Source organism: Pseudomonas sp. (assembly GCF_030147005.1).
GTDB lineage: Bacteria > Pseudomonadota > Gammaproteobacteria > Pseudomonadales > Pseudomonadaceae > Aquipseudomonas.
In genome coordinates this window covers 1-15,174 of record NZ_JASLAW010000199.1, presented here as the reverse complement: position 1 = coordinate 15,174, position 15,174 = coordinate 1, and the positions used below count along the sequence as shown (strand labels likewise).

Sequence of the window (15,174 nt, the reverse complement as noted above, 5' to 3'; positions counted from 1 at the left end):
GGCAAAAGCAGGGCTGCCTGGTGGAAATCCATCGCCAGGCCTTGCACTATGGTGCCCCCTAGAAACAGACGCCCAGCAGGAACCCCGGCCATGTCCGACGCTATCCACTTCTACGAACCCGCCAAAGGCCACGGCCTGCCCCATGACCCGTTCAACGCCATCGTCGGGCCACGGCCCATTGGCTGGATTTCGTCGCACGACAGCGAAGGCCACCTGAACCTGGCGCCCTACAGCTTCTTTAATGCGTTCAACTACATTCCGCCGATCATTGGTTTTTCCAGCGTCGGGCGCAAAGACAGCCTGAACAACATCGAACAGACCGGCGAGTTTGTGTGGAACCTGGCGACCCGCTCGCTGGCTGAACAGATGAACCAGAGTTGCGCGGCGGTTTCGCCCCAGGTCAATGAGTTTGAGTTGTCCGGGCTGACGCCGGTGGCCTCGAAGATCGTCGGCGTACCCAGGGTAGGCGAGAGCCCGGTGTCGTTCGAGTGCAAAGTGACGCAGATTATTCAACTGCAACGCGCCGACAAGGCGCTTGTGCCGAGCTGGCTGGTGCTCGGCGAAGTGGTCGCGGTGCATATTGCCAAGTGGCTGCTCAAGGACGGCATCTACGACACTGCCGCCGCCGAGCCGATTTTACGCGGCGGCGGCCCGGCGGATTATTTCCAGGTGGGGCCGGAAGCACTGTTCAAGATGCACCGGCCCAAGTGATTGCAGTGCAACCACGCGGCTAAACGGCCGGAACTGTCCAGGACAGCTCGCCGTCCGCGTCGACATCGGTCAGCTGCTCAAGCTGCACGCTGGCCGCTTCGTCTGCATCGCTGGCCGTCTTGAATGTCTGCCCCTCGAGGATCTTGTGAAACCGCGGGGCGCCCATGCCGTCGAGTGCCTTGACGGCAACGGCGGCGCTGTAGCCGCCTTCGCCCGGTACTACGGCGGAAACGGCTTCGTGATGGGCAAATTGTTTACGTGCCATAGTGCAGGTCCTGGCCAATGGAAAGTCGGCCATTCTAAACCCTAACCGGCCAGTTGCAGGTACTCGCCGTAGGCTTTGACGGCGGATGCATCGGTGAAGGTCTGGAAGTCCATGCTGCGCACAACCATGTCGTTCAGCAACTCGGTGAAGATCATCAGGGTCGGGGAACTGAAGTAGGCGCTCATCGCCTCCTCGCTGCTCCAGGAGCCCGAAACCAGCCATACATCCGGGTCGGCCAGGGAGTGCTGCAACGAGAATTGCAGGCAACCCTGAGCCTGTCGGCCCGGTTCGATCAAACAGCTCAAGCGCGCACCCAGTTCGGTGCTGCACCCGGTACGGGCACGGATAAAGGCCATATGGCTCGCGGGAATGGGGGTGGACATGTTCGACTCTCCCGTTGAGAAGTGATGCTCGGCAAGCTCTGTGAGGGCGTGTTGCCACAGGATCAAAGATAGCGGCGCGGGTGTCGGCGCAGTTAGTCGATTCCTGCCGGCTTATTGCACAATCCTGCGAAAAGCGTAGGCAGGACGTTCGAGCTGCAGGTTTATTCCAAGCCCAAACGGCTTGTTTCAGTGAGATGACAGCGGCTTTACTTGCCTGATTCACGATACGCCGCAGGATCAGGCAAGGATTGTGCAGAATCGACGTAGCACTCTTTTAAAACCCACCGCTAAGCTGAGCGCCATCAAACCCGCGTGTAGAGGACGCCCCATGCCGACGCCCGACCTCAAGCCCATTCCCCTCGATGCCGAGATGGAAAAGCAGCGTGCCGAACTGGCCAGTATTGTGCACCGCCATACCTGGGAGGATGGTTCCTACGGCACGGCGATCACGTCGCTGTACCTGAACCGCCACAACACACCGCGTGATTTCATGCCGGTGCTGGTGGAGCCGGCATTGTGCATCCTCGCCAGCGGCAGCAAGGAAGTGCGCCTGGCCGACGAAATCTTTGCCTATGACCCGCTCAATTATTTAGTGTTCTCGGTCGCCATGCCGGTGGCGGGGCGGATCATCGACGCCACTGCGGAAGATCCCAACCTGTCGGTGCGCATCAATATCGACCCGGCCCAGCTCACCGCGCTGATCGCCGAAGCCGGCCCGATGGGCGTGCCGTCGCGCCCAACCTCGCGCGGCATGTACGTCGACCGCATCGACAACCAGTTGCTCGACGCCGTGCTGCGCCTGACCCGCCTGCTGGACACGCCCAAAGATATCGCGATGCTCGCGCCGCTGATCAACCGCGAAATCCTCTATCGCTTGTTGCGTGGCCCCCAAGGCTATCGCCTGTATGAAATTGCCGTCGCCAACAGCCAGAGCCATCGGGTGAGCCAGGCGATCACTTGGCTGAACCGCAACTACGAACAGCCGCTGCGCATCGATGACCTGGCCCGGGAAGTGAACCTGAGCGTCTCGACCTTGCACCACCGGTTCAAGGCGATTACCGCCATGAGCCCGCTGCAATACCAGAAGCAACTGCGCTTGCAGGAAGCCCGGCGCTTGATGATCGCCGAAGGGCTGGAGGCCTCGGCGGCGGGGTATCGAGTGGGGTATGAAAGCCCGTCGCAGTTCAGCCGCGAATACAGCCGGTTGTTTGGCGCGCCGCCTCTGAGAGATCTGGCCAGGCTGCGCCAAAGCATCTGACCTGATGAAGGTCAAACCGGGGGAGCCGGCTTGCCGCTTCCCCGGTTGATCCGCATGTATTCAGTCCAGGCCACGGGGTAATTGGAGCGTCACGCGCAAGCCGCCTTCGCGCAAATTCTGCAAACTCACTTCACCACCATGGCTATGGGCGATATTGCGCGCAATCCCCAACCCCAGGCCGTAGCCCTGCTGCTGCCCGGCCAGGCGAAAGTGCGGTTCGAACACCTGCTCCAGACGCTGTTCCGGCACGCCGGGGCCTTCGTCGTCCACATGCAGGATGAACTCGGCGCCGTTGTCCTCGATGTGCAAATGCGCGTTCTGCCCGTATTTCAACGCATTGTCGATCAGGTTGCCGATGCAGCGCTTGAGCGCCAGCGGCTTGCCCGGATAAGTGGTCAGGGCATGCCCATGCTGGGTCACTCGGCCATTGCCGTTGGGCGCAAGGTACGGCTCCACCAGGCATTCGAGGACGTGGTTGAGGTCCACCGGCTGGATGTTTTCGTGGATATCGGTGTCTTTCACGCATTGCAGCGCGCCCTTGACCAGCAACTCCAACTCATCCAGGTCACGGCCGAATTTGGTTTGCAGGTTCTCATCTTCAAGCAATTCCACACGCAGGCGCAGGCGGGTGATGGGCGTGCGCAAGTCGTGGGAGATCGCGCTGAATAACTGGCTGCGCTCGGTCAGGTAACGGCTGATGCGCTCGCGCATGGCATTGAATGCACGCCCCACCTCCACCACTTCGCTGCCGCCGCCTTCGGCCACCGGTTCCACATCCGCGCCCAGGGACATGTCCCGCGCCGCCCGCGCCAGGCGCTTGAGCGGCCGGCTTTGCCAATGCACCAGCAGGCCGATAAACAGCAGCAGAAAACCGCTGGTCAATACGATAAACCACACCTGTTGGGCTGGAAGGCCCTGCTCTTCAAGGCTGGTATAGGGTTCGGGCAACAACGAGGCAATGTACAGCCACTCACCAGGAGCGAGTTGAATCTGGGTGACCAGCACCGGCGGGTTGACCGGTTCCAGGGTCAACGCATAGTGAGCCCAGGAGCGCGGCAGTTCGTCGAGTTTAAGGCCGGCATTGAAGATGCGCAGGTCTTCGGCGCTGACGAACTCCACCGAGATATGCACATCGGCGCCAAGGGTCTGGCGCAACACGTCGTCCACCGCCACCAGCACCGCCTGCTTGCGCGGGGTTTCGGGCAATACCTGCATGTCCAGCGGGCGATCGTTGAGGGTCACCACAAAACGCGTACCGCCCATGCTGCGCAACTGGTCGAGTACCAGCGGGCGGTAGGCCACCGGCAACGAACGGAAGTAACTCACGCTGGCGGTCATTGAATGCGCCAGGCTACGGGCGCTGGTGACCAGGCCTTCCAACTGCGTGGCGCGCAGCTGCGAGACCCAGATCACGCTGGACAGCGCCTGGGCGAACAACACAGCGAGCAAGGTCAGCAGCAACATGCGCCCAAGCAGCGAGCGTGGCACGGGAAAACGACGGCGGCGTTCGCTCAGGTGCTCAGTGGGCATTGCCGGCAACCACTGTGGCTGCCAGTTGATAGCCGCTGCCGCGTACGGTGCGGATCAGGCGCGGCGGTTTCTCGGTGTCGCGCAGGCGTTGGCGCAGGCGGCTGACGGCCATGTCGACGATTCGGTCCAACGGCATCAGGTCGCGGCCACGGGTGGCGTTGCCGATGGTGTCGCGGTCGAGGATCTGCTGCGGGTGGTCAAGAAACAGCTTGAGCAGGGCAAAGTCGGCACCGGAGAGGATCACCTCTTCGCCGTCCACGTGAAACAGCCGGTGGCTGACCATATCCAGGCGCCATTCGTCGAACGCCAACACCTCGCCGCCACTGCTGCGCTCCTGGCCGAACTGGCAGCGACGCAGCAGTGCCTTGATCCGCGCCTGTAACTCGCGGGGGCTGAACGGCTTTCCGATATAGTCATCGGCGCCCAGTTCCAGGCCGATCACGCGGTCGGCTTCGTCGGAACTGGCGGTGAGCATGATGATCGGCACCTGCGCCTGGCGCGGGTGCTGGCGAATCCAGCGGCAGAGGCTGAAACCGTCTTCGTCCGGCAGCATCACATCCAGGATGACCAGGTCGCACGGCGCCTCGTTCATCGCCTGGCGGAACCCCGCGCCATCGGCCACGCCACGGACCTGGAAGCCGGCGCGACTGAGGTAGGTTTGCAGCAATTCGCGGATTTCCTGGTCGTCGTCGACGAGGAGAATCGATTTACTGATTACGCTCACGGGGTCCTCCTTGTTGTGGTGGCCTAGCTTAAATCATCTGTCGCCCTTGGGGGCCTTATCGCAAACAAGCCAGCGCCCACAGCCTGGAATCCATTCCAGGTGCGGGCGCTGGCTTGCCTGCGATGGCGCCTTTATGGTCTAGGCAACCGCCTGCTCAAGCGCCACGCCCGCCCCGGTCAGCCCGGAATACGGTGCGGTCACCAGCCATACCGGGATGCCTTTGAAGTAGTCGCTCATGCAGCCTTTGTCGGCAAAGCTGTTGGCGAAGCCGCTGGTGATGAAGAAGTCGGCAAACCTCGGTATCACCCCGCCCACGATATACACACCACCACGCCCGCCCGTGGTCAGCACGTTGTTGCCCGCCACGCGGCCCAGCCAGATGCAGAACTGGTCGAGGACTTCCATCGCCACCGGATCGCCCGCTAGGCCCGCCGCCGTGATGGCCTCGGGCGTTTCCAGTACCGGTGTGTGCCCGTCCACCGCACAAATCGCCCGGTACAGGCGCGGCAAACCGCCACCGCTCAACGCGGTTTCCGCACTGACGTGGCCGATCTCGCTGTAGATGTGTTGCCACAACTGGGTTTCGCGCGGGCTGCTCAGGGGCAGGTCGACATGGCCGCCCTCCCCCGGCAATGCCGCGTAACGGCCTGCGCCGAGGTCCAGCAGCGTACCGACGCCCAGGCCGGTGCCCGGGCCGATCACCACGGCCGGTCGCAATGGCTCCGGGGTACCTTCGCACACCACACGAAACTCGTCGGGCTGCAAGCGGGTCATGCCCAGGGCCATGGCCGAGAAGTCATTGACCAGCAGCAGTTCGTCCACCTGCAACGCCTGGCAAAAAGCCGTCTTGCTCAGGCGCCAGTGATTATTGGTGAACTTGAATTCATCGCCGCTCACCGGCCCGGCCACCGACAGGCACACCGCACCGATGTCGCCAATCGCCAGGCCTTCTTCGCTGAGGTAGACCTTGATGGCCTCCTCAGGGCTTGAGTGATCCGCCGTGGCCTGCACGCGGATCGAATGCAGTGCCTGATCCCGCCACAACGCAAAACGGGCGTTGGTACCCCCGATATCACCGACCAGCGCTAACTTCACTTAAGCGTCTCCAAGGCAGAGGTAAAGGCGCTGGCGCCCTGCTCTGCGGAGCTTGCGGCCAAGCGCATGAATGCAAACAACTCGCGACCGGCGCCCACGTTATTGCCCAACAGGCCCGTGGCAGGCGTGCGCGCTGCGAAAACTTCGGCGTCCACCTTAAGCTCCAGGGTGCCGGTGACGCCATCGACGCGAATGATATCGCCATCCTGGACCCGCGCCAGCGGCCCGCCGCTCTGGGCTTCGGGGTTGACGTGGATCGCGGCGGGAATCTTACCCGAGGCGCCGGACATACGCCCGTCTGTTACCAAAGCCACTTTGAAACCACGGTCCTGCAACACGCCGAGGAACGGGGTCATCTTGTGCAGTTCGGGCATGCCGTTGGAACGCGGGCCCTGGAAGCGCATCACCGCGACAAAGTCTTTTTCCAGCAGGCCCGCCTTGAACGCGTCGGCCAGGTCCTGTTGATCCTGGAACACCACCGCCGGTGCCTCGACCACCTGATGCTCAGGCGCCACGGCGGAGACTTTCATCACGCCACGGCCAAGGTTGCCTTCCATCACACGCAAGCCGCCTTCGGCCGAAAACGCACGGGCCACGGGGCGCAGGATGGTTTCGTCGAGGCTTTCGATGGGGCCGTCGCGCCAGATCAGTTCGCCGTCAACCAGGAACGGCTCCTGGGTGTAGCGGCTCAAGCCCTTGCCCGCCACGGTATTGACGTCTTCGTGAAGCAGGCCGGCTTCGAGCAGTTCGCGGATCAGGAACGACATGCCGCCCGCTGCCTGGAAGTGATTGATGTCCGCCTTGCCGTTCGGATACACGTGCGACAGGGTCGGCACCACCTCGGAGAGGTCGGCCATGTCCTGCCAGGTGAGGATGATGCCCGCCGACATGGCGATGGCCGGCATGTGCAGGGTGTGGTTGGTGGACCCGCCCGTGGCGTTGAGGGCGACGATGGAGTTGACGATGGACTTCTCGTCGACGATCTCGCCGATGGGCGTGAAGTTGCCGTTGGCCTTGGTCAGGCGCGTGACCTGATGCGCGGCCTCGCGGGTCAGTGCATCGCGCAGCGGCGTGTACGGGTTGACGAACGAGGCGCCCGGCAAGTGCAGGCCCATCACTTCCATCAACAGCTGGTTGGTGTTGGCGGTGCCGTAGAAGGTGCAGGTGCCGGGGCTGTGGTAGGACTTCATCTCCGACTCCAGCAATTCTTCGCGGCTGGCCTTGCCTTCGGCGTAGCGCTGGCGCACATCGGCTTTCTGTTTGTTGGAGATACCCGAGGGCATCGGCCCGCCGGGCACGAAGACCATCGGCAAGTGGCCGTAGCGCAGTGCGCCCATCATCAGGCCGGGAACGATCTTGTCGCAGATGCCCAGCATCAGCGCGGCGTCGAACATGTTATGGGACAGCGCTACCGCCGTGGACATGGCGATGACTTCGCGGCTGAGCAGGCTCAGTTCCATGCCCGGCTCGCCCTGGGTCACGCCGTCGCACATGGCGGGCGTGCCGCCGGCGAACTGGCCGACCGAGCCGACTTCGCGCAGGGCTTTCTTGATCTGTTCAGGAAAGTGTTCGTACGGCTGATGCGCCGAGAGCATGTCGTTATATGAAGAAACAATTGCCACGTTGGCGGCATTCATCATGCGCAGGCTGTTTTTGTCTTCGGTGCCGCAACCGGCCACGCCGTGGGCGAAGTTGGCGCACTGCAGCTTGCCGCGCATCGGACCGTCGCTGGCCGCGCCGCGAATGAGCGCAAGGTAAGCCTCGCGGGTGGCGCGGCTGCGGGCGATAAGCCGTTCGGTGACCTCAAGAACGCGGGGATGCATGTATAGAACTCCAGGCTAACGGATGTGGCGACCTGAGTGTCTATGCTGATCAAACGCCCGCCGCGCATCGGATGGCAGAGAGTCGTTTTGATCATCGGACCAGTTGATTCAGGTCACACGTTGTAGATTGAAAAAAATATTGACACTAAAAAGGCTTGTTTTCTATTTTTATGCGAATAATCTTGTAATTCTTACAACAAATCGACGATAGGCACCTTCCAATGACTCTACGTATCGCAATCAATGGTTTTGGCCGTATCGGCCGTAATGTCCTGCGCGCACTGTATACCCAAGGCTACCGCCAGGATTTGCAGATCGTCGCTATCAATGATCTGGGCGACAGTTCAATCAATGCCCACCTGCTCAAGTACGACACCGTCCATGGCACATTCGACGCAGAGGTCGCCCACGATCAGGAAAGTCTGACCGTCAATGGCGACCGGATCGCGGTCAGTGCCATTCGCAACCCGGCCGACCTGCCGTGGGCCGCGCACCAGATTGACGTGGTGTTCGAATGCACCGGTCTGTTCACCGACCGTGACAAGGCTGCCGCCCATATTAGCGCCGGCGCGCGCAAGGTGATCATCTCCGCCCCGGCCAAGGGCGCGGACGCGACCGTGGTCTACGGTGTAAACCATGACATTTTGCGTCAATCGCACCAGATCATCTCCAACGCATCGTGCACCACCAACTGCCTGGCGCCGGTCGCCCAGGTGCTGCACCGCGAGCTGGGCATCGAAAGCGGCCTGATGACCACGATTCACGCCTACACCAACGACCAGAACCTCACCGACGTCTACCACACCGATCCGTACCGCGCCCGTTCGGCCACGCAAAACATGATCCCGAGCAAGACCGGCGCCGCTGAAGCCGTCGGCCTGGTATTGCCGGAACTGGCGGGCAAGCTGACCGGCATGGCGGTGCGCGTGCCGGTGATCAACGTGTCGCTGGTGGACCTCACCGTACAACTGAAAAAAGAAGCCACGGCCGACGAAGTCAACGCGCTGTTGAAACACGCCAGCCAGCACTCGAAAATTCTCGGCTACAACACCCTGCCGCTGGTTTCCAGTGACTTCAACCATAACCCGCTGTCGTCGATCTTCGATGCCAACCACACCAAGGTGAGCGGCAAGTTGCTCAAAGTGCTGGCGTGGTATGACAACGAGTGGGGCTTCTCGAACCGGATGCTGGATAACTGCCTGGCGCTGTGTAACGCCGAATGATCTGAATCTGAGCGCAGGTTTAATTGAAGCGGGCTTGTGTGGGAGCGGGCTTGCTCGCGAAGACGGTGTGTCAGTCGATGGATATTCCAACTGACACACCGCCTTCGCGAGCAAGCCCGCTCCCACATGGGTTGTGTACGCCCGCTTCCACGAAGGTCAGCAGAATAGCCACTTGCCATTTCAGTTGATGATAAGCATTATCATTAACTGCATATCGGTCTGGTATCACTGTGAGCCAATCTCGCTTCAACGACGTCTTTCTCACCCAACGGGTGATCCTGCTACGCACTCTGCAACGCATGGTCAATAACCACAGCACCGCCGAGGACCTGTTGCAGGAAACCTACCTGCGCGTAACGCGAGCCCTGAGCGAGCGGCCGATCGACCACCTTGAACCCTTCGTCTACCAGACAGCGCGTAACCTGGCACTGGATCATTTGCGTTCGCGCAGGATTCAAGCCCGCACTCTGCAGGAAGATGTGCCGCTGGATATCCTGCAAAGCGTCGCCGCGCCGATCAGCACACCCGAAGACGCCACCCAGGCCGAGCAATTGCTTGAGCACCTGAGCGTCAGCCTGGGCCAGTTGAGCGCCCGCCAGCAACAGATCTTCATCCTCAGCCGCTTGCACGGGTGCAGCTACCAGGAGATTGCCGACCAGCTGCAAGTGTCCTTGAGCACCGTGCAAAAGGAACTGAAATTGATCATGGCCATCTGTGTAGGTGTGGCCGAACGGTTGGATCAGCCTTAAGCTCCATCCGGCAGAGGTGTCGACCCAGGCTGTAGGAAAAATGAATAGAACGTGGCGAAGACCCGAGGAACACCGTGACGGACCCGAATAAACTGCGCCCCCATGAGCTGGCTCATGAGGTGCTGCAAGACACGGCCATGGACCAAGCGCTCGATTGGCTGATCGCCTTGCAGTGCCCGCAACCCGGCCAACAAGTCGCCTTCGACGCCTGGCTCGCCAAAGACCCGGCGCACGCCCTCGCTTTCACCAAGGCCCAGGCCGCCTGGGGTGGCGCGCCGGTGCACAGCGCCGCCGTGGCGTTGGCCGCGCCGCGCAGACCCAGCGCCTGGCGCCGGATCAAACCGCATTGGAAACCCCTGGCGACCGCCGCCGTGCTGCTGCTTGGTCTGTTCAGCTTCAGCAACCTGCCGGTTCGCCTGCAGGCCGACCACCTCACTGTGGTGGGTGAGCGCCAGCGCCTGCAACTGGATGAGGGTTCCAACGTACTGTTGAACACCAATTCAGCGTTCTCCAGCAGCATCAAGGACCACCAGCGCATTGCGCGCCTATACCAGGGCGAAGCGTTTTTCGATGTCGCCCCCGCCCGCGGACTGCCGCTGGAAATCGACGCCGGCCCCGTGCGCGCCAGCGTGCGCGACACCGCGTTCGCCGTGCGCTATCTGGATGGCGAAGCCCAAGTGCAAGTGCAACGCGGTGATGTCGATCTAAGCAATACCTTCGACGACGCTCGGGTGCGCCTGAGTGCCGGTGAAAGCATCCGCATCGGCCCCAAGGGGTTCGGCCAGCCGGCCAAGCTGGACGCCGGCAAGGACCTGGCCTGGGTTCAAGGCCGGCTGGTATTCGAAAACTGCCCGATGAGCGAAGTACTGGCGGAGCTGCGTCGCTATTATCCGGGCTGGATCGTCAACACCAACGACACGCTCGCCGACGTCGCCGTCACCGGTAACTACCGTCTCGACCAGCCATTGGACGTGGTGCGCTCCCTGGCCCACATCACCTCGGCCAAGCTGTCGGAATACCCGGCGCTGGTCATCCTGAACTAAATGAGAATTATTTTTACTCGAAGCTGACCGACGATACGTCTCGTTATAGCCAATGCAACTGATTCCTATTTGGATCGGTTCGCAACTATAAGATTCGTATCTCCGGAGCGCTCTCGATGTCTTCTCGTTTCAACCGCCGGCCTTGTTCGCCCATCCTGACCTTGCTGACCGCCGCCATTCTGATGGCCGGCGCGCCGGCGATGGCCGCCACTGCCGCGCAACCTGCGCCGCGCAGCCACGGCAACTACAACTTCAGCATCGAACAGCAACCACTGGTGTCGGCGCTGAACGCTTTTAGCGGCGTGACCGGCTGGCAAGTCGGCCTGCCGGCCGAATTGGGCCAGGGTGTGTCGTCCCCTGGCGTGCGCGGCGCGTTGCCGCCGGAGAAGGCGCTGGAACGGCTGTTGGCGGGGACCAACCTGAGCTATCGCAAGCTGAGCAATAACAACATCGTGCTGGAGAAACGTGCCGCCGACAGCGCCCTCAACCTGCAACAAGTGACCATCAGCGCCACCCGTACCGAGCAGGACGTGAACAGCGTACCGAGCATGGTCAGCGTGCACGACCGCCAGGCGCTGGACCGTCAGAACGTCAACAACACCCGTGAACTGGTGCGTTACGAGCCGGGCGTGTCCGTGGGCGGTGCCGGCACCCGCTCGGGCAACGCGGGCTATAACATTCGCGGCATCGACGGCGACCGCATCCTCACCCAGGTCGATGGCGTCGAAGTACCGGACAACTTCTTCAACGGCCCCTACGCCAAGACCCGTCGCAACTACGTCGACCCGGAAATCGTCAAGCGCGTGGAAATCCTGCGCGGTCCGGCCTCGGCCCTGTACGGCAGCAGCGCCATTGGCGGCGCGGTGAGCTATTTCACCCTCGACCCGGATGACATCATCAAGCCCGGCCAGGATGTCGGCGCCCGCCTGAAGAGCGGCTACAGCTCCGCCGACGAAAGCTGGCTGACCTCCGCCACCGTCGCCGGCCGCGTGCAGGACTTCGACGGCTTGCTGCACCTGAGCCAGCGCAACGGCCATGAAACCGAATCCTACGATGGCAACAACGCCACCGGCCTGGCCCGTACCGGCGCCAATCCGGAAGACGCCCGAACCACCAACGTGCTGGCCAAATTGGGTTGGAATTACGGCGACGACAACCGCATGGGCCTGACGTACGAAAAGTACAAGGATGATCGCGACGTCAACCTGAAGAATGCGGTGGGCGGCCCGTTCATCGGTGGCCGTGGTTTCAACCTTTACCGCGACCGTCGCGGCAACGACACCATCACCCGTGAACGTTTCGGCCTGGAAAACAGCTTTGCCCTCGAATCGCCGATCGCCGACCGCATCAAGACCAGCCTCAACTACCAGATTGCCAAGACCGACCAGACGACGGCTGAAACCTATCAGTCCGGCCGCCGCGTATTGCGCACCCGCGACACGCTGTACGAAGAAAAACAGTGGGTCTTCGATGCCCAACTGGACAAGGCCTTCAGCCTCGGCAACAGCGATCACCAAGTGACGTACGGCACCACCCTCAAGCAGCAGAAAGTCACCGGCTCGCGTGAAGGCGGCGCCACCTGCCTGGCGGTCGGCAGCGGCTGCACCGCCATCGGCGCGCCCAGCCCGGTAGCCAGCGACAGCGTGAAGAAATCCAGCGACTTCCCCGACCCGACCATCAACACCTATTCGCTGTTTGCCCAGGATCAGATCATCTGGGACAAATGGACCTTCCTGCCCGCCGTGCGCTACGACTACACCCGGCTCAAGCCCAAGCTGACCGACGAATTCCTCAACACCGTCAACCCTACCGGTGCGTATGCGGTCGACGGCAAGGACAAAACCTGGCATCGCGTCACGCCCAAGTTCGGCCTGACCTACGCGCTGACCGATCAATACACCTGGTTCGGCCAGTACGCCGAAGGTTTCCGCACGCCGTCCGCCAAAGCGCTGTATGGCCGTTTCGAAAACCTCAACCTGGGCTACACCGTGGAGCCCAACCCCGACCTCAAGCCGGAAACCAGCAAAGGTATCGAAACCGGGCTTCGCGGCAAGTTCGACGAAGGCTCGTTCGAAATCGCCGTGTTCTATAACAAATACCGCGACTTCATCGACGAAGACAACGCGGTGGTCGGTGGCACCGTCGAGCAGTTCCAGGCGGTGAATATCAAACGCGCCACTATCAAGGGCGCGGAAGCCAAGGGCCGTCTGAACCTGGACACATTCGGCGCGCCGCAAGGCCTGTACACCCAAGGTGCGGTGTCCTACGCCCATGGCCGCAATGACGACAACGGCGAGCCGCTCAACAGCGTCAACCCGCTCAAGGGCGTATTCGGCCTGGGCTACGACCAGGAAACCTACGGCGGCCTGCTGAGCTGGACCCTGGTGAAAAAACAGAATCGCGTCGACGGCAGCACCTTCCACGCCCCGGACGGCGATACCAGCGGCCCGTTCAAGACGCCGGGCTTCGGCATTCTCGATCTGACCGCCTACTACAAAGTCACCCACGACGTAACCATCAACGGCGGCCTCTACAACCTTACCGACAAGAAGTACTGGAACTGGGATGACGTGCGCAGCTACGACAGCGTCGGCGAAGCCGCGGTGACCGGCCCGGCCAACCTTGATCGCCTGACCCAGCCGGGTCGCAACTTCGCGATCAATGTGATCTGGGACATCTGACGACACCCGCCGCACCTCGCCGCGATGAATGCGCGGCGAGGTGAGGATTTTTTACTGTGCCGCGTCTTCCTGTTCGTCTAGTTGATAACCGCTCTCTTTAGAGCTGCAAGGCGCTACCCCTCTCAAGGACTTTTTTCATGACCACTTCTCCTACCGCAGAACGTGCACGCCTGCGCTCCCAGCGCCTGAACCAGATCACCCACGAGCCGCACACCAGGCTCGATGCGTTGGTAAAGGCTCACGCCCCGTTTGAAACCCAGGCCAACTTCGCCCGCTTCGTGGTGGCGCAGTACCTGTTCCAATCGGAGCTGGTCGCGCTGTACAACGATGCCGAACTGAACCAGATCATTCCGGACCTGGCCGAGCGCTGCCGTGCCGAAGCCGCCAAGCTCGACCTGGGCGACCTCGACACCGACGTGCCGCCACCGGTTGCCGGCGCCGTGCACAACCCTGGCTGCGCAGAAGCCCTGGGCTGGTTGTTCGTTTCCGAAGGCTCCAAACTCGGCGCTGCATTCCTGATCAAACGTGCCGTGGGCCTGGGCCTGAGCGAAACCTTCGGCGCCCGACATCTGGGCGAGCCGGCGGGCGGTCGTGCCGAAGGCTGGAAACGCTTCACCCGCATCCTTGATGGGCTGGTATTGAGCGCCGAGGAAGAGGCCGCAGTTGAGAAAGGCGCAATCGATGCGTTTGTGCGCTTCACCGTATTGCTGGAACAGGCGTACGCTAGCGCCCCCGAGCTGGCATAAATGTTCCGGTAGAAACGATTCAAGGTGGGCGCTGGCTTGCCTGCGCCCACACTTGATCGCAGCCCATTCGCCCTGTTCTCTCCCATCAGAAAAGCTTCAGCATGACCGGCAAAACCCAATCCACCTCTAAAATCGCGCAGATCCTCTTCGGCCTGCTGGCCTACGTCAGCCTGGGGATCGGCCTGGTGGCGATTGTCATACCGGGTTTGCCTACCACCGAATTCATCCTGCTGGCCGCCTGGGCCGCGACTAAAAGCTCACCCCGTCTCAGCGCCTGGCTGGAAAACCATCGGCTGTTCGGGCCGATCCTGTTCAATTGGCGCAATGGCAAGATCATCGCGCGCCGGGCCAAAGTCAGCGCCACCGTGAGCATGGTGCTGTGCGCCGCGCTGATGCTGGTGATGCTCGATTACGGCTGGCCGATCTACCTGGCAATCGCCGGCATGAGCCTGGGCAATGTGTGGATCTGGTCTCGCCCCGAGCGGCTTGCACGCCCCGTATAACGTGCCGTGCAGGCGCTACCGCTCATCGCCTGACGCTCATGAATTGATTTGTTACGCCGATGTTTCAGACAGGTGCCGAATGGACTTGGCTCTGCTGCGTGCATCTCAATAAGTCCATTCGTGAGTGAATCTATGTTCGACACCCTCTCCATTCGCCTGAAAATCGTGCTGCTGTCGGGCCTCTGCCTGTTAGGAGTCATCGCACTGGTGGTCGGCATCAATATCTACACCACCAACCAGAACGACCAACTGGTCAGTGACTCAAGCTCACGAATGCTGACGGCCAGCGTAGAACAGCTGCTGCAAGCCAAGGCAGCCGAACAGGCCGTGCAATTGCAGAAAACCTTCAACGAAAACCTGCTGACGGTCACCGCCCTCGCCGACCAAATCAAAGACCTGCGGAACCTGGGGGCCAAGCGTTCCCTGGAGGCCGGTGCGCT

Annotated in this window: 14 protein-coding genes and 1 pseudogene; 9 read left to right on the top strand and 6 right to left on the bottom strand. The window is 61.7% G+C overall.

The features are described from left to right. The first annotated feature begins 90 nt into the window (after positions 1-90). Positions 91-711, top strand: coding sequence for a flavin reductase family protein (locus tag Q1V60_RS18220; RefSeq protein ID WP_300633142.1), 621 nt, complete (start codon positions 91-93; stop codon positions 709-711). A 19-nt stretch (positions 712-730) separates the two neighbouring features. On the opposite strand, the gene Q1V60_RS18215 is transcribed toward Q1V60_RS18220, so the two are convergent. Continuing rightward, positions 731-976 (bottom strand): hypothetical protein, encoded by a 246-nt coding sequence (locus Q1V60_RS18215; RefSeq protein ID WP_300633140.1) that lies wholly within the window; start codon positions 974-976, stop codon positions 731-733. A gap of 41 nt (positions 977-1,017) precedes the next feature. Next, positions 1,018-1,359 carry an antibiotic biosynthesis monooxygenase family protein gene (locus tag Q1V60_RS18210; RefSeq protein WP_300633139.1) on the bottom strand — a complete coding sequence of 114 codons (342 nt, stop codon included), beginning with the start codon at positions 1,357-1,359 and terminating at the stop codon, positions 1,018-1,020. Between the two features lie 328 nt (positions 1,360-1,687). Between Q1V60_RS18210 and Q1V60_RS18205 the strand changes: the two genes are divergently transcribed. Then, complete coding sequence (locus Q1V60_RS18205; RefSeq protein WP_300633138.1) at positions 1,688-2,617, top strand: AraC family transcriptional regulator; 930 nt, start codon at positions 1,688-1,690, stop codon at positions 2,615-2,617. A 60-nt stretch (positions 2,618-2,677) separates the two neighbouring features. On the opposite strand, the gene Q1V60_RS18200 is transcribed toward Q1V60_RS18205, so the two are convergent. The 4 genes from Q1V60_RS18200 to edd all read right to left on the bottom strand — a co-directional run bounded on the left by Q1V60_RS18200 (position 2,678) and on the right by edd (position 7,789). Further along, the gene (locus Q1V60_RS18200) at positions 2,678-4,147 is read right to left on the bottom strand and encodes an ATP-binding protein (RefSeq protein WP_300633136.1); all 1,470 of its coding nucleotides are present in this window, start codon (positions 4,145-4,147) and stop codon (positions 2,678-2,680) included. Beyond that, positions 4,137-4,871 carry a response regulator transcription factor gene (locus Q1V60_RS18195; protein WP_300633134.1) on the bottom strand — a complete coding sequence of 245 codons (735 nt, stop codon included), beginning with the start codon at positions 4,869-4,871 and terminating at the stop codon, positions 4,137-4,139. Before Q1V60_RS18195 ends, Q1V60_RS18200 begins: the two co-directional genes overlap by 11 nt. A gap of 138 nt (positions 4,872-5,009) precedes the next feature. Beyond that, complete coding sequence (locus tag Q1V60_RS18190; protein ID WP_300633132.1) at positions 5,010-5,966, bottom strand: glucokinase; 957 nt, start codon at positions 5,964-5,966, stop codon at positions 5,010-5,012. Further along, positions 5,963-7,789, bottom strand: coding sequence for a phosphogluconate dehydratase (gene edd / locus Q1V60_RS18185; RefSeq protein WP_300633130.1), 1,827 nt, complete (start codon positions 7,787-7,789; stop codon positions 5,963-5,965). Before edd ends, Q1V60_RS18190 begins: the two co-directional genes overlap by 4 nt. 221 nt (positions 7,790-8,010) lie before the next feature. Here edd and gap point away from each other — a divergent pair, with 221 nt between their 5' ends. The 7 genes and pseudogenes from gap to Q1V60_RS18150 all read left to right on the top strand — a co-directional run. Next, complete coding sequence (gene gap, locus Q1V60_RS18180) at positions 8,011-9,012, top strand: type I glyceraldehyde-3-phosphate dehydrogenase (RefSeq protein ID WP_300633128.1); 1,002 nt, start codon at positions 8,011-8,013, stop codon at positions 9,010-9,012. 230 nt (positions 9,013-9,242) lie between these two features. Next, positions 9,243-9,761, top strand: a complete 519-nt coding sequence (locus Q1V60_RS18175; RefSeq protein ID WP_300633126.1) for a sigma-70 family RNA polymerase sigma factor — start codon at positions 9,243-9,245, stop codon at positions 9,759-9,761. A 74-nt stretch (positions 9,762-9,835) separates the two neighbouring features. Continuing rightward, positions 9,836-10,804: a FecR domain-containing protein gene (locus Q1V60_RS18170; protein WP_300633124.1), complete on the top strand. Its 969-nt coding sequence runs from the start codon at positions 9,836-9,838 to the stop codon at positions 10,802-10,804. A 116-nt stretch (positions 10,805-10,920) separates the two neighbouring features. After that, a complete protein-coding gene (locus Q1V60_RS18165) occupies positions 10,921-13,485 on the top strand; it encodes a TonB-dependent receptor (RefSeq protein ID WP_300633122.1) in 2,565 nt (854 codons plus the stop codon). A gap of 137 nt (positions 13,486-13,622) precedes the next feature. Then, positions 13,623-14,231 (top strand): biliverdin-producing heme oxygenase, encoded by a 609-nt coding sequence (locus tag Q1V60_RS18160; RefSeq protein ID WP_300633120.1) that lies wholly within the window; start codon positions 13,623-13,625, stop codon positions 14,229-14,231. 101 nt (positions 14,232-14,332) lie between these two features. Continuing rightward, positions 14,333-14,734, top strand: coding sequence for a YbaN family protein (locus Q1V60_RS18155; protein ID WP_300633118.1), 402 nt, complete (start codon positions 14,333-14,335; stop codon positions 14,732-14,734). A 132-nt stretch (positions 14,735-14,866) separates the two neighbouring features. Then, positions 14,867-15,174, top strand: a pseudogene (locus Q1V60_RS18150) (chemotaxis protein); the annotation flags it as partial.

Coding starts and splice junctions, on each gene's coding strand:
- Q1V60_RS18220 (WP_300633142.1), top strand. CDS start 91: ATGTCCGACGCTATCCACTTCTACGAACCCGCCAAAGGCCACGGCCTG.
- Q1V60_RS18215 (WP_300633140.1), bottom strand. CDS start 976: ATGGCACGTAAACAATTTGCCCATCACGAAGCCGTTTCCGCCGTAGTA.
- Q1V60_RS18210 (WP_300633139.1), bottom strand. CDS start 1,359: ATGTCCACCCCCATTCCCGCGAGCCATATGGCCTTTATCCGTGCCCGT.
- Q1V60_RS18205 (WP_300633138.1), top strand. CDS start 1,688: ATGCCGACGCCCGACCTCAAGCCCATTCCCCTCGATGCCGAGATGGAA.
- Q1V60_RS18200 (WP_300633136.1), bottom strand. CDS start 4,147: ATGCCCACTGAGCACCTGAGCGAACGCCGCCGTCGTTTTCCCGTGCCA.
- edd (WP_300633130.1), bottom strand. CDS start 7,789: ATGCATCCCCGCGTTCTTGAGGTCACCGAACGGCTTATCGCCCGCAGC.
- gap (WP_300633128.1), top strand. CDS start 8,011: ATGACTCTACGTATCGCAATCAATGGTTTTGGCCGTATCGGCCGTAAT.
- Q1V60_RS18165 (WP_300633122.1), top strand. CDS start 10,921: ATGTCTTCTCGTTTCAACCGCCGGCCTTGTTCGCCCATCCTGACCTTG.
- Q1V60_RS18160 (WP_300633120.1), top strand. CDS start 13,623: ATGACCACTTCTCCTACCGCAGAACGTGCACGCCTGCGCTCCCAGCGC.
- Q1V60_RS18155 (WP_300633118.1), top strand. CDS start 14,333: ATGACCGGCAAAACCCAATCCACCTCTAAAATCGCGCAGATCCTCTTC.